Annotated in this window: 20 protein-coding genes; 16 read left to right on the top strand and 4 right to left on the bottom strand. The window is 38.4% G+C overall.

All coding sequences use genetic code 11. The features are described from left to right. Positions 1 to 31: 31 nt before the first annotated feature. The 4 genes from JOC76_RS00415 to rlmD all read left to right on the top strand — a co-directional run bounded on the left by JOC76_RS00415 (position 32) and on the right by rlmD (position 5137). Entirely contained in the window at positions 32 to 1576 is a 1545-nt protein-coding gene (locus JOC76_RS00415; RefSeq protein ID WP_275591310.1) for a fumarate hydratase, read from the top strand. A gap of 284 nt (positions 1577 to 1860) precedes the next feature. Then, positions 1861 to 2208 carry a nuclease-related domain-containing protein gene (locus JOC76_RS00410; RefSeq protein ID WP_205175191.1) on the top strand — a complete coding sequence of 116 codons (348 nt, stop codon included), beginning with the start codon at positions 1861 to 1863 and terminating at the stop codon, positions 2206 to 2208. 680 nt (positions 2209 to 2888) lie between these two features. Continuing rightward, positions 2889 to 3656: a delta-lactam-biosynthetic de-N-acetylase gene (pdaA, locus tag JOC76_RS00405; RefSeq protein ID WP_205175189.1), complete on the top strand. Its 768-nt coding sequence runs from the start codon at positions 2889 to 2891 to the stop codon at positions 3654 to 3656. Between the two features lie 92 nt (positions 3657 to 3748). Further along, complete coding sequence (gene rlmD / locus JOC76_RS00400; protein WP_205175187.1) at positions 3749 to 5137, top strand: 23S rRNA (uracil(1939)-C(5))-methyltransferase RlmD; 1389 nt, start codon at positions 3749 to 3751, stop codon at positions 5135 to 5137. A 113-nt stretch (positions 5138 to 5250) separates the two neighbouring features. Here the strand turns inward: rlmD and JOC76_RS00395 are convergent, their stop codons facing one another. Together JOC76_RS00395 and JOC76_RS00390 are read right to left on the bottom strand one after the other, a co-directional pair. Further along, positions 5251 to 6417: an MFS transporter gene (locus JOC76_RS00395; RefSeq protein WP_205175185.1), complete on the bottom strand. Its 1167-nt coding sequence runs from the start codon at positions 6415 to 6417 to the stop codon at positions 5251 to 5253. A 287-nt stretch (positions 6418 to 6704) separates the two neighbouring features. Further along, positions 6705 to 7457, bottom strand: coding sequence for a DeoR/GlpR family DNA-binding transcription regulator (locus JOC76_RS00390; RefSeq protein WP_205175182.1), 753 nt, complete (start codon positions 7455 to 7457; stop codon positions 6705 to 6707). 233 nt (positions 7458 to 7690) lie between these two features. Between JOC76_RS00390 and tkt the strand changes: the two genes are divergently transcribed. Together tkt and fsa are read left to right on the top strand one after the other, a co-directional pair. Next, the gene (gene tkt, locus JOC76_RS00385; RefSeq protein WP_205175180.1) at positions 7691 to 9706 is read left to right on the top strand and encodes a transketolase; all 2016 of its coding nucleotides are present in this window, start codon (positions 7691 to 7693) and stop codon (positions 9704 to 9706) included. An 18-nt stretch (positions 9707 to 9724) separates the two neighbouring features. Next, positions 9725 to 10393 carry a fructose-6-phosphate aldolase gene (fsa, locus tag JOC76_RS00380; RefSeq protein WP_205175178.1) on the top strand — a complete coding sequence of 223 codons (669 nt, stop codon included), beginning with the start codon at positions 9725 to 9727 and terminating at the stop codon, positions 10391 to 10393. A 47-nt stretch (positions 10394 to 10440) separates the two neighbouring features. On the opposite strand, the gene JOC76_RS00375 is transcribed toward fsa, so the two are convergent. Both JOC76_RS00375 and JOC76_RS00370 read right to left on the bottom strand, forming a co-directional pair. Continuing rightward, the gene (locus JOC76_RS00375) at positions 10441 to 10767 is read right to left on the bottom strand and encodes an AzlD domain-containing protein (protein WP_205175176.1); all 327 of its coding nucleotides are present in this window, start codon (positions 10765 to 10767) and stop codon (positions 10441 to 10443) included. Next, a complete protein-coding gene (locus JOC76_RS00370) occupies positions 10758 to 11477 on the bottom strand; it encodes an AzlC family ABC transporter permease (protein ID WP_205175174.1) in 720 nt (239 codons plus the stop codon). Before JOC76_RS00370 ends, JOC76_RS00375 begins: the two co-directional genes overlap by 10 nt. A gap of 111 nt (positions 11478 to 11588) precedes the next feature. Between JOC76_RS00370 and JOC76_RS00365 the strand changes: the two genes are divergently transcribed. From JOC76_RS00365 to putP, 10 genes are all read left to right on the top strand, one after another. Continuing rightward, positions 11589 to 12974: an aminotransferase-like domain-containing protein gene (locus JOC76_RS00365; protein WP_205175172.1), complete on the top strand. Its 1386-nt coding sequence runs from the start codon at positions 11589 to 11591 to the stop codon at positions 12972 to 12974. A gap of 231 nt (positions 12975 to 13205) precedes the next feature. Continuing rightward, positions 13206 to 14069, top strand: coding sequence for an aldo/keto reductase (locus tag JOC76_RS00360; protein ID WP_205175170.1), 864 nt, complete (start codon positions 13206 to 13208; stop codon positions 14067 to 14069). Between the two features lie 408 nt (positions 14070 to 14477). Further along, positions 14478 to 15284 carry an amino acid ABC transporter substrate-binding protein gene (locus JOC76_RS00355; RefSeq protein ID WP_205175168.1) on the top strand — a complete coding sequence of 269 codons (807 nt, stop codon included), beginning with the start codon at positions 14478 to 14480 and terminating at the stop codon, positions 15282 to 15284. Positions 15285 to 15301: 17 nt separating this feature from the next. Next, a complete protein-coding gene (locus JOC76_RS00350) occupies positions 15302 to 15982 on the top strand; it encodes an amino acid ABC transporter permease (protein WP_205175166.1) in 681 nt (226 codons plus the stop codon). A gap of 17 nt (positions 15983 to 15999) precedes the next feature. Next, positions 16000 to 16746 (top strand): amino acid ABC transporter ATP-binding protein, encoded by a 747-nt coding sequence (locus tag JOC76_RS00345; RefSeq protein ID WP_205175164.1) that lies wholly within the window; start codon positions 16000 to 16002, stop codon positions 16744 to 16746. A 175-nt stretch (positions 16747 to 16921) separates the two neighbouring features. After that, entirely contained in the window at positions 16922 to 17674 is a 753-nt protein-coding gene (locus JOC76_RS00340) for an NADPH-dependent oxidoreductase (protein ID WP_205175162.1), read from the top strand. 1016 nt (positions 17675 to 18690) lie between these two features. Beyond that, positions 18691 to 19902: a C40 family peptidase gene (locus JOC76_RS00335; protein ID WP_205175160.1), complete on the top strand. Its 1212-nt coding sequence runs from the start codon at positions 18691 to 18693 to the stop codon at positions 19900 to 19902. Positions 19903 to 20242: 340 nt separating this feature from the next. Next, positions 20243 to 21157, top strand: a complete 915-nt coding sequence (locus tag JOC76_RS00330) for a proline dehydrogenase family protein (protein ID WP_205175159.1) — start codon at positions 20243 to 20245, stop codon at positions 21155 to 21157. 30 nt (positions 21158 to 21187) lie between these two features. Then, entirely contained in the window at positions 21188 to 22759 is a 1572-nt protein-coding gene (pruA, locus tag JOC76_RS00325) for an L-glutamate gamma-semialdehyde dehydrogenase (RefSeq protein ID WP_205175158.1), read from the top strand. Between the two features lie 118 nt (positions 22760 to 22877). Next, positions 22878 to 24341, top strand: coding sequence for a sodium/proline symporter PutP (gene putP, locus JOC76_RS00320; protein ID WP_205175157.1), 1464 nt, complete (start codon positions 22878 to 22880; stop codon positions 24339 to 24341). The last annotated feature ends 73 nt before the right edge of the window (positions 24342 to 24414 follow it).

The following is a 24414-nucleotide window of genomic DNA, read 5'->3' as shown; positions in this document are numbered from 1 at the left end:
ATTGGGGAACAAAGGGAAAGGGGCACTCGAATTGAATATTGAAAAATTTCAAGAAAGTATGTACGAGCTGATTGTTGAAACATCCACCAAGCTTCCAAAAGACGTTCGTCGTGCGGTCTTAGCTGCGAAGGAAAAAGAAAACGCTGGGACTCGTGCTGCAATGAGTCTTTCCACTATTACGGAAAATATTAAAATGGCGGACGAGCAAGTATCGCCGATTTGTCAGGATACCGGTCTGCCAACTTTTAAAATTAAAACACCTATAGGTGTAAATCAACTGGAGTTGAAAGACGCGATCCGAAATGCGATTGTTCTTGCAACTAAAAGAGGAAAGTTGCGTCCGAACTCGGTTGATTCTTTAACTGGTGAAAATAGCGGCGACAATCTCGGTGCTGGATTGCCAGTTATTAAATTTGATCAATGGGAAAAAGACTATATTGATGTCCGATTGATTTTAAAAGGCGGCGGCTGTGAAAATAAGAATATTCAATACAGCTTACCATGTGAATTAGAAGGACTTGGTCGTGCCGGTCGTGACCTTGATGGCATCCGCAAATGTATTATGCATTCGGTTTACCAGGCACAAGGCCAAGGCTGTAGCGCTGGTTTTATTGGGGTCGGTATTGGTGGAGACCGTTCGTCAGGCTATGATTTGGCGAAAGAGCAATTATTCCGTTCTGTAGAAGATGTCAATCCAAACGAAGACCTTCGTAAATTGGAAGAATACGTGCTGGAAAATGCAAATAAGCTAGGAATTGGAACCATGGGCTTTGGCGGTGAAGCAACCCTTTTAGGGTGTAAAATCGGCGTTATGAACCGTATTCCAGCAAGTTTCTATGTTTCTGTTGCTTATAATTGCTGGGCATTCCGCCGCTTAGGTGTGAGTGTTGATGCTGAGTCAGGTGAAATTAAAGAGTGGGCTTACCAAGATGGTGAATTCATTGATTTTAAAGAGAATGAGGCTGATAAAGAAACAGCTGCTGCTACTTCTGCAGATGTGATTACATTAGAGGCCCCAATTACGGAAGAAAAAATCCGCTCACTTAAAGTGGGTGACGTTGTTCAAATTAACGGATTAATGTACACCGGCCGTGATGCGATTCATAAGTATTTAAGTGATCATGATGCACCTGTTGATTTGAATGGACAAGTTATCTACCACTGTGGACCGGTAATGTTGAAGGATGAGAAGGGCGAGTGGCATGTGAAGGCTGCCGGTCCGACAACAAGTATTCGTGAGGAGCCTTATCAAGGGGATATAATGAAGAAGTTTGGGATCCGTGCAGTCATTGGTAAGGGCGGAATGGGACCTAAAACGTTAGCGGCTTTGAAAGAGCATGGTGGCGTATACTTGAACGCCATTGGCGGTGCTGCGCAGTATTATGCGGATTGTATTAAAGGTGTTGAAGGCGTGGATTTAATGCAGTTCGGTATTCCAGAAGCGATGTGGCACCTTCGCGTTGAAGGTTTTACCGCCGTTGTCACGATGGACTCTCATGGCAACAGCCTTCATGCTGATGTTGATAAGTCATCTTTAGAGAAATTAGCTCAATTTAAAGAGAAGGTTTTTAAATAAGAGGGGTTTTGGGGGATAGGCGTGCGCCTATCTCTTTTTTTGTGGTTGGGAGGTGGATGTGGGGGCTGGGGCGGATTTGTTAATATATCCTGAAATTTGTTATTATGGGAGCAAATTTTGTTAATATCTATGCGAAATTTGTTAATATCCTCAGATTTTTGTTAATATCACCCGTGAATTTTTTAATAAAGCTTTAAAGCGGTAAAGCAAAGAAGCAATAGAGTAGGAGGAATTCTTAAAATGATGTCGAAATAGATAATAAAATAGCAGAAGGAGGGAGAAATTTGTTCGATTTACAGTTAATTAAACCGATTACGTTACAACAGGCAGAAGCTGCTCAAAGAAGATTGTCAACTAACCATCCCATGATGGCAGAAGTAGAGTCAAAAATCAGAATTTTAGCTTCAGGATATAAAGGTGAGAGGACGTTAAACTATTTTCTTGGATTACTCCCCGAAAAAAACTATCATATATTTCACGGTCTCCGACTTCCTGTCAGAAATTCCTTCTTCCAAATGGTTGCACACCTTCTTTCTCCAAGACTAATCATCCTCATAGAGTCAAAAAACTATTCCGGAACACGTACATTAGAAAAACACCAGTTAAAGCAAGAGGTCAATAATTCGAAATGATCTATGATAATCCAATTGCACAAGTGAACAGACATAAAATTCTTTTACAATATTTTTTCAAAAGTATCAAATTCCTCCTATTCCCATTGAGACTGTAGTTGTTTTCACTAATTCATCAGCAGAAGTGAAGATTGCTCTAGGATATAATGAAGCTGAAAAAATGATTTGCAAAGCCGCTAACCTTTTGAAGAAAATAGAAGACCTTGAGAAATACTATTCAAAGGATAGAGTAGATCAAAAAACGATTGGAAAAATTAAAAGACTACTTTTAAGTAAACACACACCATATAGGTCCGATTTCTTAAAACGCTGAGTATAGATAAAAGAGATATTGTTCCAGGGGTTCGCTGTTTAATCTGTGTGTATCTACCTATGGACTACAAAGGAAACAAATGGATATGCCCGGTTTGTAAAAATATTACAAAGGAGGGTGGCCTTGAAGCGATTAATGATTTTTTCCTTCTTATTAACACCTCAATTTCCAATTCGGGACTACGAGAATTTCTGCAACTTCCCACAAGAAGGGCCTCCTCCTATCAATTAGAATTACTAAATTTACCTTCTACCGGAACGAAAAAAGGCCGCATCTACCAACCCCCTAAAGATTTCCTATAAATACTAATTATCCTTTTCCCTTTTTTAACAAAAAATAAAATAAACCAATCATAGGGGGAACATGGATGAAACGTTTAATGATTTTGTTTGCGATTATGTGCTTACTGCTCCCAACAAGTACATACGCGGCAGTATCCAATCAACCGATTCACTGGGGATTTAAAAGAGCCCAAAATGAAATACCGCCTGAGGCAGGCGCACAGTATGACCAACTGCTTGCCAGGTACGGGGCTTTTTACAAAGGAGATCCCAATTCTAAAATCTTATATCTTACCTTTGACAGCGGATATGAAAATGGCTTCACTCCTAAAATTCTTGAGGTATTGAAAAAAGAAAAAGTGCCGGCAACCTTTTTTGTGACAGGGCACTTTTTAAATTCACAGCCTGGACTTGCCAAACAAATGGTGAAAGAGGGACATATCATTGGCAACCATTCCTGGGGTCATACCGACTTCACAGCTGTGGGAGATGCAAAAATCCGTGAAGAACTTCAAAAAGTTAAGGTTAAAACAACAGAAGTAACCGGACAAAAAGAAATGAAATACCTTCGTCCGCCCCGCGGCGTTTTCAGTGAAAGAACGTTGAAAGTTGCGAAAGAAGAAGGCTACACGCATGTCTTTTGGTCACTTGCTTTCGTTGATTGGAATGTGAATCAGCAGAAAGGTTGGCAATATTCCTACAATAATATCATGAAGCAAATCCATCCAGGCTGTGTAATCCTGCTTCATTCTATTTCCAAGGACAACGCCGATGCATTAGAACAGGCGATTAAAGACTTGAAAAAGAGAGGCTATAAATTTAAAAGTCTTGATGATTTTCCAAAACCCCAATAATCAATCAAAGCCGGATTCAACAGAATTCGGCTTTTCTCCATGAATCGTGCTATAATACAATTCAAGCTTTTGAAAAATTTGGAGTGAGCAAAATGAAAACCGAACAAGGTATTAAAATACAATTGAAACAAACCTTTCCGTTAACGATTAAAAGGCTCGGGATTAATGGGGAAGGTGTGGGATATTTTAAAAAGCAGGTGGTCTTTGTACCAGGGGCCCTGCCTGGTGAAGAAGTTGTCGTGGAAGCAACTAAAATCAATCCTAAATTTGCTGAGGGAAAGATCAAAAAAATTCGGGTAAAATCTCCACACCGCGTTCAGCCGCCATGTCCATTTTATGAGCAATGCGGTGGCTGCCAGCTTCAACATTTGCAATACGGACAGCAGCTAAAGGAAAAGCGCGATATTATTATCCAGTCCCTTGAGCGGCATACCCAGCTAAAAGTGGACAAAATCGATATTCGCGAAACCATCGGGATGGAAAATCCTTGGGGCTACCGGAATAAAAGCAGTTTTCAAGTCGCACAGAAAAATGGCAAGGTATTAGCAGGATTATATGGGATGAATTCACACCAGCTGATTGATATTGAACATTGTGCGGTCCAACATTCCCAGACAAATGAAGCTGTCACAACTGTAAAATCGATTTTACAAGCCCTGCAAATTCCTATTTATAATGAAAAAACTCGAAAAGGAATTGTTCGAACCATTGTTGCGCGAGTGGGAGTGGAAACAGAGGAGCTACAGGTAGTACTGATTACTACTCAAAAAGACCTTCCTAAAAAGGAAACAATCATTGAAGAAATTCAAAAAAGATTACCAAAAGTAAAATCAATCGTGCAAAACATAAACGGTGAAAAAACCTCGCTCATTTTTGGAGCCGAAACCCTTGCCCTTGCTGGTGAAGAGTTTATTCAAGAGACCTTGGGGGATTTGCAATTCGAACTGTCAGCCCGAACGTTTTTTCAGCTGAATCCAATCCAAACCGTCAAGCTTTACGATGAGGTGAAAAAAGCAGCAGCACTTACTGGAAAAGAGAAGATTGTCGATGCTTATTGTGGTGTTGGAACCATCGGATTGTGGCTCGCTGATCAGGCAGCAGAGGTTCGCGGCATGGATGTGATTCCTGAATCGATTGACGATGCGAAGAAAAATGCCAAGCGACATGGATTGACGAATACAAAGTATGTACCTGGGAAAACCGAAGAGATATTGCCTAAGTGGGTAAAAAAAGGCTGGAAGCCGGATGTCATCGTTGTGGACCCACCTCGAACGGGATTAGACAATCAACTTCTGCAAACCATTTTGCAGGTTAAACCGGAGAAATTGATTTATGTTTCCTGTAATCCGTCAACCTTAGCGAAGGATATTCAGACTTTAAGTTCAAAATATGATGTAAGTTATATTCAACCTGTAGATATGTTTCCGCATACGGCGCACGTGGAGTGTGTGGCGCAACTCATATTAAAGAGAGGCAACTAACCGCTTTGGGAGTTGCCTCTTTTTGTTTCCTTACCACAGACGTGTTTCTTGTTGATAGTCAGACTGTATTTTCTGCGTAGTACTTTTGCTAATTTCTGATAACCTTAAATTTTTTACGCCGCTAGTTGTTGTTCATTTTCATGATCAAATCTTTGAAATCTAATAAGCGAGTAAACAAGTACCAGCGTCACTCCAAGCGCCAAATAAGGGAGGTGAGGAGAATGAATGGATTGGACAAACAGGTACAGTACGAGATACATAATCGAACGACCAAGTGTGATTAAATATTCACGTTTTAAAAGAATCACGATTTGATTTTCTTTTTTCATGCCATTTAAATATCTGAAAAAGGTATTGTCCATTGTGTACCCATACATGTAAACAGAAATCACAAGTCCGACCATTGCCACCAAATAAAGCGGCTTAATATTTGCGAAGCCGGCAAGCAAAATGAATGCCATACTTATTAATGTATAAATGACAAATTGTGTTTCAATTTTCAATTGTTTTAATCTCGATATATAGAAAATACCAATGGTTAAAACTACAATATTTAACACATTTAAATACGATACATAAAGCGCATTTTTGGATAAAACTACCATCAAAATGACTTGAAGGCACGCCATGCACTCCAATACACCTGCTGTAAGAACTCCAAAAGGGACCATTTGTTTGGACACTTTAACAGTCCTATAATCGTTGACGAACTTCGATTTAAACTCAGCTTCAATTGAGGGCATCTTGCTGACTGAAACAAAATAAAAGACCGAAATTAAAAGCATTAAACAAAATGAAACCGCGAAACTAAAATAATAAATTAAAAAAGAGTTAATGAGTGGAATTACAATCATTAAAATGTTTTTTACATAACCAATACGCGAATTAAAGGTATTGAGTTCAGATCGATTCGATAGAACACTTAAGGCGTAATTGGAAGAGGAATAAAAGAAACCAAAAACGCAGCCATAACAAGCTGCAGAAAGAACAAGAAGGGAAATATGACCTAAGTGAGAACTTAAGAGAAGGACAATAAATAGTATGATGGCTGAAACAGCGCTTAGGTAATAACTTGTTTTTAATTTATTTTTGAATAGATAATATGTTCCGATTGTATAGGCAAAACACGACAAAAAATAGCTTAAGCCATTAAAGGCAATCAGTGGTCCCAGTGTTGTACTGTTTTTCCAGAAATAATAACTGATAAAAATTGTGCTGTACCCGGTTATGCTTAAGAAAACCGATTGAAGAAGGAACAGCTTTTTCAGGTCCGAATTCATTAGGAACACCTCTTCTAGTTGAATTAAAGTTTTTGCACCATTAGTTTAAAGGGAAAACAAAGTCTTGTAAAGGAGAAAAGATTAACATTCATGGTGGAAAATTATGATTGGAAACTACCAGCACCTCATGTGTTGCCACATACACTCTGGACATGTGGAATGCTGCGCGTTGTTAAAATTACGCTAAATAATAGCACAGATGGTAACGAGAATCTGTAAAAGATTCTCGCCGTCCCGTCTGAAGGAGATGTAGGGATGAGCATAGGTGAAGATTGACTTTACCATATTCAAATGATTTCAATATCTAATTCCTTATACTTGTTAAAATTATAACTCAAAGATCCATCTTCCGTAATCAAGTAATCAAGTGATGAAACGGGACCTATTAAGTAATTGGAAATGGTATTAAGCTTTCTTTTGGTTACAAGACTGGCAATTTTATCGGAACTATTAATCATCTGCCGTTTGACATAAGACTCTTCTAAATGAGGAATGCTAATACCAAATTCTGGATGAAGGGAATATACTCCTAAAAAACAAAGATCTGCTCTAATATTTTTAAGTGTCTCGATCACCTCAAACCCTACAGTGACCAGAGATTCTTTAAAGAAGGAGCCACCTAAAAGGATAACCTCAATATTTGGATGTTTTGATACTGCCAAACTAATGGATGGACTATTGGTAATAATAGTTCCTTTAAAATCGTAGGGAATTTCTTTGGCCAAAAAAAGATTAGTTGTACTTCCCCCATCTAATAAAAGAACTTGTCCATCTTTAATAAGCTTGATTCCTTTTAAAGCTAATTCTTTTTTAGCATCTATGTTTTCCTCAGTTCGTTCAATAAAGGTCACAGGACCTGCAGAAACAGGAAATGCTCCTCCATGGACTCGTTTGAGAAGACCTAATGAATCCATCTCTCTTAAATCTCTTCTGATTGTATCCTCGGAAACATCCCATTTTAGACTTAACTCTTTAGCAACTACTTTTCCTTCCCTCTCAAGCATATGTAGAATTTCGCTTTGTCTTTCTTTTCTTAACATTCTAGTCACCCACAGTGTTTTGCATGTTTTTTCTTACATTATATATTTTTTTCTGGAATGTACAAATTTAAGATTGATTTTTTTGAAAGAAAATTAAAAATACTTCTTGTTTTTTCTCGTTTTTAATTATATTATATCCTTAAATGAGAAAAAAAGTGCTTTTTAGTGCAAAAACAAGAAATGTGAAGAATTAAACGTGCAAGGGTATAAGAATTTGAGGAGGAAAATAAACGATGAATCATAACGTTGAAACACTAGCTGTTAATACGATTCGTACTTTATCAATTGACGCCATTAATCGTGCTAATTCTGGTCATCCAGGACTTCCTATGGGAGCTGCTCCAATGGCGTATGCGCTATGGGCTAACCATTTGAAGCACAATCCTGGAAATGCAAAATGGTTTGACCGGGATCGATTTGTTCTTTCTGCGGGGCATGGTTCCAGCATGTTATATAGCTTGCTTCATTTAGCTGGGTACAATGTTTCTCTAGAAGATTTGAAAAATTTCCGAAAACTGAATAGCAAAACACCAGGTCATCCGGAATTTGGTCATACAGATGGGGTTGAAGCTACAACGGGTCCTTTAGGACAAGGGATTGCGAATGCAGTCGGGATGGCAATGGCTGAAGCTCATTTAGCTGCGAAGTTTAACCAAGATGGATTTCCTGTAATTGACCATTACACCTATACTTTAGTTGGTGATGGAGATTTAATGGAAGGTATCTCATATGAGGCTATGTCTATGGCGGGTCATATGAAACTGGGAAAATTAATAGCCTTATATGACTCAAATGACATCTCTTTGGACGGTTCCTTAAACCTTTCGTTTTCAGAGGATATTCAAAAACGTGCTGAATCTGCTCATTGGCAATATTTACGCGTGGAAGATGGAAATAATGTTGCTGATATCGAAAAGGCAATTGCATTAGCGAAACAAAATACGGATCAACCAACACTGATTGAGATTAGAACGATTATTGGTTACGGTAGTCCGAAAGTTGCTGGAACAAACAAAGCACATGGAAATCCTCTTGGGGCAGAAGAAGCGAAAGCAACAAAGCAAGCATATGGCTGGAACTATGAGGAAGATTTCTTCGTGCCGGAAGAAGTAAAGGCTCATTTTGCAGAATTAAAACAAAGAGGGATTAGGAAAGAAGAACAATGGAATGAATTGTTCCGTTCTTATAAAGAGGCATATCCTGCATTAGCAAATGAACTAGAACAAGCCATTACAGGTGAAGTTCTGATTGAGGCAAAAGATATTTTGACGTTTGATACAGAGAATGCTATTTCAACTCGTGTGGCGAGCGAAAAGGCAATTAATCATTTTGTGAAATCAATCCCGTCCATCTTTGGGGGAAGCGCAGACCTTTCGCACTCTACTATGACCGATATTAAGGGAGAGGCAGCATACGCAGTAGAGTCTTTTGATGGCCGAAATGTTTACTTTGGTGTCCGCGAACATGCAATGGGAGCAGCCGGAAATGGCATGGCCCTTCATGGCGGGGTGAAGCCTTTTGTGAGTACATTCTTTGTGTTCAATGATTACTTAAGACCTTCTATTCGTCTTGCTGCTTTGCAAAAGTTACCAGTCACCTATGTCTTTACCCATGATTCCATTGCGGTTGGTGAAGACGGTCCGACTCATGAACCGATTGAGCATCTGGCTGCTCTTCGTGCAATCCCAGGCCTTACAGTCATTCGCCCATCAGATGCAAACGAAACGGCAAATGCTTGGGCGTATGCCTTGCAGCAAACGGATGGTCCGGTTGCTTTGGTACTGAGCCGTCAAAACCTGCCTGTGTTCCATGAAACAGCAGCGAAAATAGAGAATCTTTCTAAGGGTGCCTATGTATTAACGCAAACGAGTGAAAATCCAGATGTGATTTTGATTGCGACGGGTTCGGAAGTATCTTTAGCGGTTAACGCAAAAGCTGAACTAGAAAAAGAGGATGTATCCGTTCGTGTTGTGGCAATTCCAAGTTGGGAACTCTTCGATCGTCAATCGAAAGAGTATAAAGAGCTTGTTCTGCCTGCTTCTGTTACGAAGCGTGTCGCACTTGAAATGGGTATTTCCCTTGGCTGGGAACGTTATGTAGGATTCGAAGGAGAAATTTTATCTATCGAAACGTTTGGTGCTTCAGGAACGGGAGCCGAGGTTATGGAGCTATTTGGTTTTACGACAGCAAATGTTGTTCAAACAGCAAAAGGTTTACTTCAAAAGACAAAAAGCTTATTACATTCTTAAAATGGAGGGAAATGAATCATGAAATTTTTTATTGATACGGCCAATCTTGAGGATATCAAAAAAGCATATAAAATTGGTGTTTTAGCTGGTGTTACAACCAATCCTTCTTTAGTTGCTAAAGAGGGTGTGAAATTCGAAGATCGGATTGCTGAAATTTGCCAAGCAGTTCCACGTGTAGAATCTGTATCAGCTGAAGTAACGCCAGATGCAATCACTGCTGATGAAATGATTGCGCAAGCGGACGAACTTATTAAAATCAACGGCGGGGATGACAAGGTTACAATCAAACTCCCTATGACATTAGCTGGTTTAGAGGCTTGCCGTTATCTTGCCGATAAAGGCGTTAAAACGAACGTTACATTAATCTTTACAGTGAATCAAGCGTTATTAGCGGCTCGTGCAGGAGCAACGTATGTATCTCCATTCTTAGGCCGCTTGGATGACATTTCTGAGGACGGCGTACAATTAGTATCAAAAGTAGCTGAATTGTTCCGTATTCATAATTTTGATACGCAAATCATCGCGGCATCTGTCCGTCATCCAGATCACGTAACTCGTGTAGCGATGGCTGGCGCTCACATCGCAACGATACCTTATACAGTCATTGAACAAATTTCTAAGCATCCATTAACAGATCAGGGTATGGAAAAATTTGCTGATGATTGGAAAAAAACTCTTCAGAACTAAATAGTGAAAAAGGGGACAATCATTAAAAATTGTCCCCTTTTTCAAATTTAAAACACAAATCGCAAGACCATTATAGAGATGATTCCAGCTATAACAGTTCCTAATAAACTGCGTGTTACAATGGCAATAATAAAAGCAGGCAACGCGGCGATTAGTTCAAGGTTATTTTGCAAAGGTTCCAGTTTTCCGTTTGGCATTATCAACTCTTGCCCCACTAAGGCTGCCATAACGGCAATGGGAACGTAGTTCAACCATCGCATGGCCCATTCTGGCAGTTCAATACGACTTAAGATAGCAATTGGAAGCACTCTTGGAAAAAATGTTACAAGAGCTGTGCCTAAAATAATTAAAAATATGGACCATCTTACTTCCATTTTTCCACCGCCATTCCTATGGTTGAAGCAATAATTGTTGCCACAATCACACCTACACTTCCGGATGTCACCAAACTTACCCCGACAACAATGGCAACAGCACTTAAAGCAACAATCACATCTTCCAGCAATTTTCTTCGGCTGGCCATCTGCAGGACAAGTAGGCCAATGAACATTCCCGGCAATGCAAAATCAAGACCGAATTTTTCCGGGTTCGAAATCCATTCGCCGAAAAATGCCCCTGCGATATTGGCGATAAACCAATTTAAATAAGCAGTTATATTTAAACCATACATCCATTTTTCGCTGAGCCATTTCTTACTTGCTGCTTCATTCATTGCTACACCAAATGTCTCATCTGTAAGTAAAGAACCTATAAATATGTTTTTGAAAGGTGTAAGATGACGGAAATATGGCGATATTGCCGCGCTCATTAATAGATGGCGGAGGTTCACAAAGAAAATAGTGAAAATAATCGCTAGCGTGGGACTATTAGCTCCAATCATCGCAGCAGCAATAAATTGACCAGAACCTGCGTATAAAAGCAATGATATCAAACCAATTTCAACAATCGAAAGTCCTGCTGTCTTTTCTACCACACCAGCCGCAAATCCAATACTTAAATAACCAAGTACAGTGGGCAGACAATCCCGTACACCGGCAAGGAAGCTATTTTCTTCCCGCAAAAAAGTGTTATCACTTATGTTCATTAACTTTCCCCCACTTATAGCAATAATTTGTATGTAAATTACTTTAACATCCTCATTGTATGGCTTCAATGATATAATTGTATGCAATACAATTTTCGAGGAGGATGTAATATGCCCGTGAATTCATTTGAAGATTATCCTATGTCGTGGAAGCCGGATAAAAAACAGCTTGTCCCTCCATTGTATCGATCGATTGCCAGTTTAATGGAATATGATATTCTCAATGGCTTTCTCGCACCCAATACGAAACTTCCTCCTCAACGAGAATTAGCAGATTATCTTGATATTAACCTTAGCACTGTCACAAGGGCATTTAAAATTTGCGAAGTGAAAGGATTAATCTATGCCGTTACCGGCAGGGGAACCTATGTTACTCCCAATTTAAAAAATGCTATTTTTATGGCGGACAATGATGAAAATAGGAATTATATCGAGATGGGGATTATCAAACCTCTAGATAACACAAACTCATCTGTCGCAAAAGCAATTAAAAGCATTGCCAGCAAAGATTATCTGGAAAATTTATTAGATTACAGACACCCGTTGGGAATGCCTTATCATCGAATGGCAGCCAAAAAGTGGATGAAGCGCTTTAACATGGAGGTACCCATTGAAAATATTGCGATCACTTCCGGAGGGCAAAATTCGTTTTCGCTTATTCTAATGGCCTTGTTTCATCCGGGAGATAAAATAGCGGTTGATGTAAATACTTATCCTAATTTTATTGAACTGGCAAAAATATTGAATATCCAATTAATCCCTATTGAGGGAGATGAGTTAGGCATGAAGCCGGAGAGATTAGATGCCGTCTGCAGAACAAATCCATTGCAGGGCATTTATTTGAGTCCCTCCTGCAATAATCCTACTGCTGTAACAATGAATATGAAGCGCAGAAAGGAAATAGCAGAGGTCATCAATAAACAGGGACTTATTTTAATAGAGGATGATGTATACTCTTTCCTGGCACCAAATGGCTATTTCCCGATTTCGCATTTTGTACCGGAAAGGTTTGTTTATATTCTTAGTATTGCAAAATCACTCAGCTCTGGTATTCGTGTTGCATTTATCGCTTACGCCAATCAGTTTGTTGACAAAATTACGTATGGAATTTTCAATCTCAACGTCAAAACGTCTGCCTTAAATGCAGAAATTATAACAGAATTAATTAATACAGGGGCTGCTGAACAAATCATTGGGAAAAAGCGGGAAATTTCGCAAGAACGGAACCGGCTTTACCAGCAATATTTTCAATTCAATCATCAGAGCGAAAACCCTATTAGTTTTTTTCGCTGGTTACCATTGCATAAAGAATGGCAGCTAAACCAGTTTGAGCATATGGCTTTAAACCAGGGAATCCATGTTTATCATTCTCATCGTTTCTTGGTCAAAAAAGATGAATCTCCTCAATTTATTCGTATTTCACTTACATCACCTATGGACTCCGATGAATTAGAAAAAGGGCTTTGCATCCTAAAAAGATTTTTGTTAGATTCGTAAATACTAATCTTATTAAAGATAATCAACAATATTAATTGATTTGTTGAGTAATCAACGAATTACGGTAATTTAACCATTGAAAGTATGAAGGGCTTTTTTATAATTATAAACAGATGTTGATTATTCAAACAGTATTAATTTTTTATGCGTACATGGATTTTACTGGATCATAATATCCACATGTCCAAACTTTATTAATAAGATGCAAAAGTCAAAAAAGGAGACAAAAGCATGTTTAACGAAACTTTCAAATTATCAAATGATGTAGAAATTCCAAAATTAGGACTTGGCACCTGGCTACTTGACGATGCGCAGGCAGCACAGGCAGTTCGTGATGCGGTATCTATCGGATATCGTCATATTGATACTGCTCAGGCTTATAAGAATGAAGCTGGTGTTGGCGAAGCAATCCGTTCCTGCGGTGTTGCAAGAGAAGAACTTTTCATCACGACCAAGGTTGTGGCAGAAGCAAAGACCTATAATGCAGCTGCGCAGTCCATTGATGAGTCTTTAGCTAAAATGGGACTGGATTATATTGACCTTCTGATTATCCACAGCCCACAGCCTTGGGTGGAATTCCGTGATGAGAACCGTTACTTCGAGGAAAACAAAGAAGTATGGAAAGCGATGGAGGATGCCTATAAGACAGGCAAGGTAAAGGCAATCGGTCTATCTAACTTCCTTCAGGATGATATAGAGAATATTCTTGCGAGCTGTGAGATCAAGCCAATGGTAAATCAGATCTTGGCCCATGTAAGTAATACTCCTATAGAACTAATTGAATTCTGCCAGAAGAATGACATCTTGGTAGAGGCATATTCACCAATTGCACACGGGGCAATTCTGGATCATGCAGAGGTTAAGATAATAGCTGATAAGTATGAAGTATCTGTTGCTCAGCTTTGCCTACGTTATGCGATCCAGCTTGGTCTCGTAGTCATTCCTAAGACAGCAAATCCAGATCACATGAGAAACAATGCAGAGCTTGATTTTGCTATTAGCGATGCAGATATGGAGACTTTGAAGAACGTAGAGCACATTCAAGATTATGGTGAACATAGCTTCTTCCCGGTATTTGGCGGGAAATTAAAATAATCATCTAAAGAATGAGGACAAAAAGAAGAAGCAGGGACCCAATAAGGGTCACCTGCTGCTATTTATATAGTTCGACGTGAGAAGTTTGTCTAAAAATCAAAAATTTGTCTAATTTACAGGTTTAACCTATAAAAATATATTATTTTATAAAGTAATATAAGCTATTATCCTCTTAATAATTGAAGATGGTAATCATTTATACCTATTATAATTAGGTACCATGTCAAGGTCATAGAAAAAGGCTAAAAGATAATTCCTATACTGTTTAGGGTTCGTCTTTTTTATAAATGTTAAAGAACATGAGAATAAAAATAGTTTAGTAATATAGTACCAATATTATTGACATAATAGAATTTCTGGATTAATGTAAAAAAGTAATAATACCGATAAGAATATGGGGGATTAATTGTGAAAAAAGTATTACTGTTTTTTGTAGGTTTATCTTTAGTATTTGCACTAGCTGCATGTAACAGTACAGATAAAAAGAATGATTCAGCATCATCGACTAATAAGACGCTTTATGATCAAATTAAAGCTAAAGGTGAAGTAACGATTGGTACAGAAGGTACATACGCTCCTTTTACCTATCATGATAAAAATGATAAATTAACAGGTTTTGATATTGAAATTGCAACAGAAGTATTTAAGCGTCTAAATATTAAGCCAAAATTTATTGAAACAAAATGGGACGGCATGATCGCCGGCTTGGATGCGAAACGTTATGATATGGTTGCAAACGAGGTTGCGGTTCGTCCTGAACGCCTTCAAAAATATGATATGTCAAATCCTTATATCGCTTCAAAGGCAGTGTTAGTTGTAAAATCAGATAATACTACGATTAAATCGCTGGATGATTTGAAAGGAAAAAAAGTTGGACAATCATTAGATAGTAATTACCGAGTTGTTGCTGAACAACATGGAGCAACTAATACTGTTGTTGACGGTTTTAACCAAGCAATTGATTTGTTAACATCTAATCGAATTGACGGAACTATTAATGATAGTCTTTCTTATTTAGACCTAAAGAAACAACGTCCTGAATTGCCAATTAAGGTTGTTTATACAGAGCCAAATGCAACACAAAACGCTTTTCTATTCCGCAAAGACAACCCTGACTTAGTTAAGGCTGTAAATAAGGCATTGGCAGATATGCAAAAAGACGGAACTTACTTAAAGATTTCTAAAAAATATTTTGGAGAAGATGTTTCTAAGTAAAGGATTGATTCAAATTGATGGCAGATGATCGTTTACACCGGATAATAGGAATCCTTAGTGATTCCTTTTTTCCTCTTTTAAAGGCGGGATTGTATTTTACAATCCCTTTAACATTAGTTTCCTTTGCACTGGGGATTATTCTTGCTTTCTTTACTGCTTTAGCACGGCTCTCAAGTAACAAACAGTTGAATTTTATTGCGAGATTTTATGTGTGGATTTTCCGTGGTACGCCGTTATTAGTGCAGCTTTTTATTCTTTTTTATGGATTCCCAAGTATGGGAATCACGTTAAATCCATTTCCGGCTGCAGTGATTGGCTTTACCCTAAATGTGGGTGCATATAGCTCTGAAATTATTCGTGCAGCTATCCAATCCATTCCAAAGGGACAATGGGAGGCTGCCTTTTCAATTGGGATGACAAAGTCGCAGGCGATGAGAAGAATTATTTTGCCGCAAGCAGTAAGAGTATCCCTGCCGCCGCTTGGGAATTCCTTTATCAGTCTTGTAAAAGATACCTCCCTAGCAGCGACGATTACGGTTACCGAAATGTTTCAAAAAGGTCAACAAATTGCTTCCGTTACGTATGAACCACTTTGGTTATATATTGAAGTGGCTATCATTTATTTGATTTTTTGTACCTTCCTATCTTATCTGCAATCGAAGCTTGAGCAGCGCTATGAAAAAGGCGTTGCGAAATAATGGATGGAGGGAGATTTATGATTTCAGTTGAAAAAGTGTCTAAGCGATATGGAGAATTAGAGGTCCTTAAGGGAATAAGCTTATCCATCGAGAAAGGTAAGACAGCTGTTATTATCGGCCCTTCCGGTTCAGGCAAAACCACATTTTTACGCTGCTTAAATTTACTTGAAACTCCTGAATCTGGGGAAATAACGTTAGGTGATAAGTCCATTGATTTTTCTGGGAAAACAAAATTGTCATCTTCGATCGTAACGTCATTTCGCCAGCAAACAGGAATGGTATTTCAAAATTATAATTTATTTCCACATTTAACAGCGCTTGAGAACGTAATGGAAGGTCAAGTTATTGTCTTAAAGCGAGAAAAAACAGCTGCTCGGGAAAAAGCATTGGCTTTACTTGACAGAGTTGGTTTGCGAGATAAAGCGAATATGTATCCACATCAATTATCTGGGGGACAACAGCAGCGTGTGGGGATAGCTCGTGCGATGGGGTTGGATCCGGCTGTATTGTTATTTGATGAACCTACTTCCGCCCTGGATCCTGAATTGGTCGGTGAAGTGCTAAAAGTAATGAAAGACCTTGCTGATGAGGGAATGACGATGGTTGTGGTAACACATGAGATGTCATTTGCTCAAAATGTTGCTGATCAGGTTATTTTTATGGATCAAGGGGTCATTGTTGAAAAAGGTACACCAGAGGAAATTTTTACTAATAATCAAAATCCAAGATTGGTCCAATTTTTAAATAAAGTGATTGGTAGATAAAAATTTGATAATATAAACAACGCTGTTTGTTCTAGCCTAGAGCCCAATTCCTTTTTATTAAATTGGGCTCTTTTTTATTAAAATAAAAGAAATAATAAATATATCTGTAGTAAAGTCATGTTTAATCGGATGCAATATGAATTTTGAAGAATTAAATGCAACTAGGGGTGATCACATGAATGAAACCATAAAAATAATCAAAAATCATCGTTCTGTAAGGGAGTTTGACCCTGAGAAAGATGTAAGTGATGCTCAGGTGAAGGAGATTATTGAGGCTGCGATGGCGGCTCCCAATTGGGTCAATGGTCAACAAGTGACTGTTATCGAGGTAAGAGACCCTGTAAAGAAATCGACATTGTCTGAAGCTGCGGGTAATCAAAGGTGGGTGAAAGAGGCACCTGTTTTTCTATTGTTTTGCATGGATTTTTATCGGGCGAAACTGGCAGCTGAAAAGAATGGTACTGATTTTCAAATTGTTGAGGATTTAGAGGCAGTTATAGTCGGTTCAACTGATGTTGGAATTGCGATTGGAAGTGCCGTAATTGCAGCTGAATCGATGGGACTAGGAATTGTACCAATCGGAGGAGTAAGGAAAAATCCAAAAGTCTTTGTTGATTTATTAAACCTGCCGGAATATGTTTATCCGATTTCAGGACTAGTCATTGGACATCCAAGGACGCTTCCTGGTCAAAAACCAAGATTACCTCTTAAGGCGACATATCAAAAAGAAAAGTATGATGCTAACGTTCAAATGGACATCATTAATCAATATGATGAAACTATTTCAACTTATATGTCAAATCGGACGAGTGGTCAGGATTCTAGTGACTGGTCAAGTAAAATTGCTCAATTTTACGATAAAGGATTTGAACAATACGCCAAAAACACTAGTCCTACCATTAAACATCAAGGATTTCGTTATCAGTAGAAAAATTGATAAAAAAAGAAACGAGTTACAATTTAACGGGTTCTCTTGATGGGAAGTTGAGTGATAAAAACACAGTTTTTCGTATCTAATTCGGTAAATAAATCTACTTAAAAATAACATTATTTTAAAAAGAAAAGAGCATCATTTGGATGCTCTTTCCCATTCATCTATTTCCTTCATATATGCAAAAAAAAATCTTGCAAATCACCATTAAATGATTCTTTACCCCCGCGAAACTTCATTTCGTTTTCTTCTTGTTTGCCAGGTAGGGAATGCATTTCTAGAGATCACTTAAACTTGTCTCTGTTATAACTAAATGCTGATTTGCTGTATTTGAAAAATAAACGGTAAAATTCCGCCTAAATTGGGTAATACACATATTTCCTTAAAAATAAAGGAAGTTTTTCCGTCTATATTATTCAAATCTAAGGATTCTGTCTTGTTTAGAGCAGCTAAACGGAATTTCTCCGCTTATTTCTACTTCTTGATCTTCCTCTTTATACATTAACCGGAAATTCTCCGCCTATGAATTCTCATACCTACACGAAAATCAACAATGAATACTTACAGATCCTTAAACTAAAAAATTGCACACTTTTAACAGTAGATTTAGACAAAAAAAGCACCTTAATTAGAAAGAACATAAATCATTGTACATTATTTTCTACTACTGAATCCAACGCGTTTTTTCGCATAAAAACATTAAAAACGGCTTATATCTGACATTCCGATTATGCGAAATGGTCTACGATTCTTTTTGTTATTTTGGGTAAAACTCCACCTGGAGTGAACCCGTTAGTTACAATTCCGTTTCTTTTTTTCTGTTCAATTACAAAAATGCTACGCAGGTTAAGAGAAAATGTCGATAATTTTACAGATTATTCTACATAAAATTACAATTATATTACATTATCGACTCATTCATTGTTTTTGCTTCTCTTAAACTATAAACTAGGAATATATTAAGAAAAAGTTAAGAATGAATATATACATAGGTTATAAGAGGAGATTCTAAAATGATTAGAAAAATATTGAAATATACGGTATCCGCTTCCATAATCGCTACGCTGATTCAAACAACCCCTGTTTTTGCTAGTCCAGTGACACAAGGACAAATCAATGCGACACAAGGACAAATAGATAACTTTGAAACGAAGGTTGAACAATTAGACAACCGTATTTCTTTGGCGATGGATAAAAGTCAACAACTTAGCAATCAAATAAAAACTCAACAAGGAAAAATTGAAGGAACAAAGGTAGAAATCCAAAATGCTCAACAGTCTTTAGATGCTCACAAACAGGTTTATGCCGAACGGTTAAAGAGCATTCAATTAGAAGGAAAACAGTCTGTTGCCACTTACGCAGAACTTTTGCTTTCGTCTAATAACATTTCAGAGTTTTTGACTCGTTTTACTGCGATTACTAGTATAATGCAAAGTGACACCGATTTGCTTAATGGTCTAAATGAAAAAGAACAAGCCTTAAAAAGTGCAAAACAAAAATTAGAAAATGAATACAATCAATTAAAAAAGAGCCAAGATCAATTAGCTTCTGAACAAAAACAGATTCAAGAAGATAAGAATGAAATTGAAAAAGAATTAGCAGCTGCGAAAAACACATTACAAACCCAAAAGACTCAATTGGCAGCGCAACAGGCTGAAGAAGCCCGTAAACTTGCGGAACAACGTGCTGCACAAGCTGCACAACAGCTTGCACAACAACAAGCTCAACAGCGTGCTCAACAAAGTCAGCCAAAGACTGTTCAACAAGTTCAGCCACAGCCTCAAACACAAGAACCAGCACCAGTGAAGAGCCCTGTTAAGACACCTGCAAAGTCAACACAACCGGTTACGCCAGTTGCTCCAGTTAATTCTGGATCTGCAAGTGCAGTAATTGCGTACGCGAAACAATTCTTGGGCGTTCCTTATGTATGGGGCGGTACAACGCCAAACGGATTTGATTGTTCAGGATTCACTTCCTATGTGTTTAGGAATGCTGCTGGCATCAGTCTTCCAAGAGTGTCAAGAGATCAGCAGAATGTTGGTACCAGAATTTCTCCAAGTCAAGTACAACCAGGAGATTTAATATTCAGAGGTAACCCTGCTTATCATGTTGCTATTTATATTGGTGGTGGGCAATATATCCACGCACCGCATACAGGTGACGTAGTCAAAATCTCTGCATATAATCCGTCCGATTGGGATAGTGCAGCTAGAGTTCTAAATTAGATCTAACGATTTTGATGTATATTTACTAATCTTATAATCTAAAAACATCCTATTTACGAGAATAGGATGTTTTTTTATGTTTAAAAACCAAAGGTCCAATCAACTCTGATAGGATCTTTTTTTGTAGAGCAATTCAAAATCTTATATTATGAGTTAAACAGAATTGTGAAAAACATGTCAGATAATATGACAACATTGTACAAAAACTATTGATTTCAACTTATAATCAATTTATTAAGTTAACAATGTTGTATAAATTAAAAATATATAGACAAAAGTGTTCAAAAAATATTAAAATAGTGTAAGTACTTACATAACCATTTAAGGAGGATTGAGAGATTTGGAATTAATAATGAGAAACATGTTTCAATCACTTGGGAAAAACACTTCCGCCAATAAACTTGCAAAGAAATATGGATTGCGTTTTGGGGCAAGCCGTTTTGTAGCAGGTGAATCTATTAAATCTGCTATTGAGGCTGTGAAAAGGCTAAATAGCGAGGGTAAGGTTGTGACCTTGGACCATTTGGGGGAATTTGTTTATACCGAAGAAGAGGCACTTGAATCTGCTGCCATGTGTATTCAAACTTTGGATGCGATTAATGAGGCAGGTGTTAATTCAAATCTTTCCCTTAAAATGACATCTCTTGGTCTTGATATAAGCAAAGAGCTGTGTATGAAAAATATGCGTAAAATTCTTGACCGTGCTAAACTCTATAATAATTTTGTTCGAATTGATATGGAGGATTATGCGCATTGCCAAATATCAATCGATATTTACAAAGAGCTTCGCAAGGAATATGACAATGTCGGCCTGGTCATTCAAGCTTATCTTTTCAGGACCGAGCAGGATATTGCCGACTTAAATCAACTGAATGCAAACTTGCGCCTTGTAAAAGGGGCTTACAAAGAATCACCGACTGCAGCCTTTCCTGAGAAAAAAGATGTGGATGAGAACTACAAAAAAATCATTAAGCAACATCTTTTAAACGGCAACTATACTGCAATAGCTACCCATGACGAAACAATGATTGAATATACAAAGTCAGTGGTAAGTGAGCATCAAATACCAAAAATTCAATTTGAATTCCAAATGCTCTATGGTATTTGTGAAGATATTCAAGCAAGACTTGTAAGCGAAGGGTTTAAAGTCCGTGTATATGTCCCATATGGAGACGATTGGTTTGGTTATTTCATGAGACGTTTAGCAGAGAGACCTGCAAATGTATGGTTTGTACTTAAAAATCTACTAAAATAAAAAATTGATATAAAGAGGAGTCGAATTAATATGACAACAACTTTTCAAATAACACCTTTTAAAAATGAACCTTTTACTAATTTTTCGATGGAAGAAAATAAGCAATCCATGTATGCAGCTCTTGCAAAAGTTAAAAAGGAGTTTGGCAAAAAATATCCGATCGTAATAGGAAGCGAAAAAGTGTTTACTGAAGAGCAAACCGTTTCTATTAATCCGGGAAATGTCGATGAAATTATTGGAACTGTTAGTAAAGGGAATCAGGAGCTAGCTGAAAAGGCTATGCAGGAAGCTTTGAAAACATTTGAAATGTGGAAAAAGGTTGACCCAGCAGTACGTGCAGAGTATTTATTCAAAGCAGCGGACTTAATGAGACAGCGCAAGCATGAGTTTTCCTCCTATCTAGTATATGAGTCAGGGAAAAACTGGGCTGAGGCGGATGCGGATACAGCAGAGGCCATTGATTTTATGGAGTTTTATGCGAGGGAAATGATTCGTCTGAGTGAAACAAGCATTCATCAGCCGCTTACTAAAATTGAAGGGGAAGACAACCAAATTTCTTATATTCCTTTGGGCGTTGGAATTGTCATATCTCCATTCAACTTCCCATTGGCCATTATGGCAGGTACGACAGTAGCAGCGATTGTATCCGGAAATACCGTTATTTTAAAGCCTGCAGATGCGACTCCTGTGATTGCAGCTAAGTTTGTGGAATTAATGGAAGAGGTTGGACTACCTTCAGGTGTACTTAACTTTATGCCTGGGGATGGAATCGACGTGGGAGAGTATTTGGTTGAACATCCAAAAACACGTTTCATCTCGTTTACAGGTTCACGTGCTGTAGGATGCCGAATCTATGAGCGGGCATCAAAGGTTCAGCCAGGTCAGCTTTGGTTAAAGCGTGTCATCGCTGAAATGGGTGGGAAAGATGGTGTTGTCGTTGATGAAACAGCTGACTTGGATGCAGCTGCAGCGGCCATTGTTGCTTCAGCTTATGGTTTTCAGGGACAAAAATGCTCTGCTGGATCTAGAGCGATTATTGTAGAATCCGTTTATGACCAAGTAGTGGATAAGGTAGTAGAATTGACCAAAGCTCTATCCGTTGGTCTACCGGAAGAAAACTGTTCAGTAGGTCCAGTGATAGATCAGAAATCGGTCGATAAAATTATGGGCTATATTGAAATTGGTAAAACGGAAGGCAGACTGCTTACTGGTGGTTCAAGAGCGGAAGGGAACGGCTATTATATTGAACCAACTATTTTTGCTGATTTAGATCCAAAAGCCCGTATTATGCAGGAGGAAATCTTTGGACCAGTCCTAGCGATTGCCAAAGCTGCTGACTGGAGAGAAGCAATTGAGATTTATAATAATACGGAGTATGGTTTGACAGGTGCCTACCATTCAAAAGATGAGGAACGAATCAATTATGCTCTTGAGAAAATGCATTGTGGCAATCTGTATATCAATAAAAAGTGTACTGGTGCATTAGTTGGAGCACATCCATTTGGCGGTTTTAATATGTCTGGCACGGATTCAAAAGCAGGCGGATACGATTACTTACTGTTATTTACTCAGGCAAAGTTAAAATCTAAAAAACTATCATAACAATAAAAATCGGGGGAGCTCTCTAGGAGGGGGGCTCTTCCGAGGAAATTAACCAAGGGGTCTTCTACGAATGTAAACGCTTTAATTTAAGGTTGATACGAAGAACGGGGGATGACGATTGAATACACAGATACTTATTTCGATTGGTATTTATTTGGTGGGAATGCTGTTTATTGGTTATTTCGCCTACAAACGAACTTCTAATCTAGCAGATTATATGATTGGCGGAAGGGGCCTAGGAGCTGCAGTTACTGCATTAAGTGCCGGGGCATCTGATATGAGCGGATGGCTGCTAATGGGATTGCCTGGTGCAATGTTTTCCCAAGGCTTGAGCGCATCTTGGATTGCCATTGGTCTGACAATAGGCGCATACTTAAACTGGCTTTACATAGCTCCAAGACTAAGAATTTATACAGAAACAGCTAATAATTCAATGACGATTCCTGCTTATTTGGAAAATCGTTTTGGGGATCAGTCGTCCATGCTGCGGTTAACTTCCGGACTTGTCATTATTGTTTTCTTTACTTTCTATGTTTCATCCGGAATGGTTTCAGGCGGGGTGCTTTTTGAATCAACGTTCAATCTGCACTATCAGGCAGGCCTTTGGATCGTCGCTGCGGTAGTAATTGGCTATACTCTATTTGGCGGGTTTTTAGCGGTAAGTTGGACTGATTTTGTTCAGGGATTAATCATGGTGGTTGCTCTAATTCTTGTTCCGACTGTCACTATTATGGAGGTAGGCGGGTTTGGACCGGCTTTTACTGAGATAAAAGGAATTAATCCTAAGTTATTTGATATTTTTAAAGGGACTTCATTAGTGGGAATTATTTCGTTAATGGCATGGGGGTTAGGCTACTTTGGACAGCCTCATATCATTGTACGCTTTATGGCAATCTCATCTGTTAAACAGATTAAAAAAGCTCGGAGAATTGGCATGGGATGGATGATTTTCTCTGTCGGAGGAGCGATGTTTACTGGGTTTATTGGAATCTCTTTTTATTCAAAACAAGGACTAAATCTTGCAGATCCAGAAACGATTTTTATTAAATTAAGTGAAATTCTTTTCCACCCTCTTATTACTGGATTTTTGTTAGCTGCGTTATTAGCGGCGGTGATGAGTACGATTTCTTCACAGCTTTTGGTGACGGCCAGTTCCCTGACAGAGGATGTTTATAAAACATTCTTCCGCAGATCTGCAACAGACAAAGAGCTGCTGCTCGTGAGCAGGCTTTCGGTCCTGGTGGTATCGTTCATTGCTGTGTTACTTGCTTTCAATAAAAATGGAACAATTCTTTCGCTTGTTGCCTATGCATGGGCAGGATTTGGAGCTGCTTTTGGTCCTGTTATTTTATTAAGTCTTTACTGGAAACGAATGAATCGGTGGGGGGCTCTTGCCGGAATAATTTCCGGAGCCATTACCGTCATTATTTGGGCAAATGTCCCAGTATTAGCGAAAAGTCTATATGAGATGATTCCAGGGTTCCTTGTCAGTTTGACCGCAATCTGGATTGTTAGTCTGGCTACTCCGGAACCTAGTGAACAGTTAAAAAGGGAATTTGATCGATATAAACAATCAGCTTAATATCCCCACTAGAAATTTCAAGAAAAGGTTCAATCATCCTGTTTGACAAAGCTGATATCCGTTCCAACGGATT

Source organism: Neobacillus cucumis (assembly GCF_016908975.1).
Taxonomy (GTDB): domain Bacteria; phylum Bacillota; class Bacilli; order Bacillales; family Cytobacillaceae; genus Neobacillus; species Neobacillus cucumis.
Note: the sequence above shows the minus strand (reverse complement) of the source record. Positions and strands in the feature narration are given on the sequence as shown.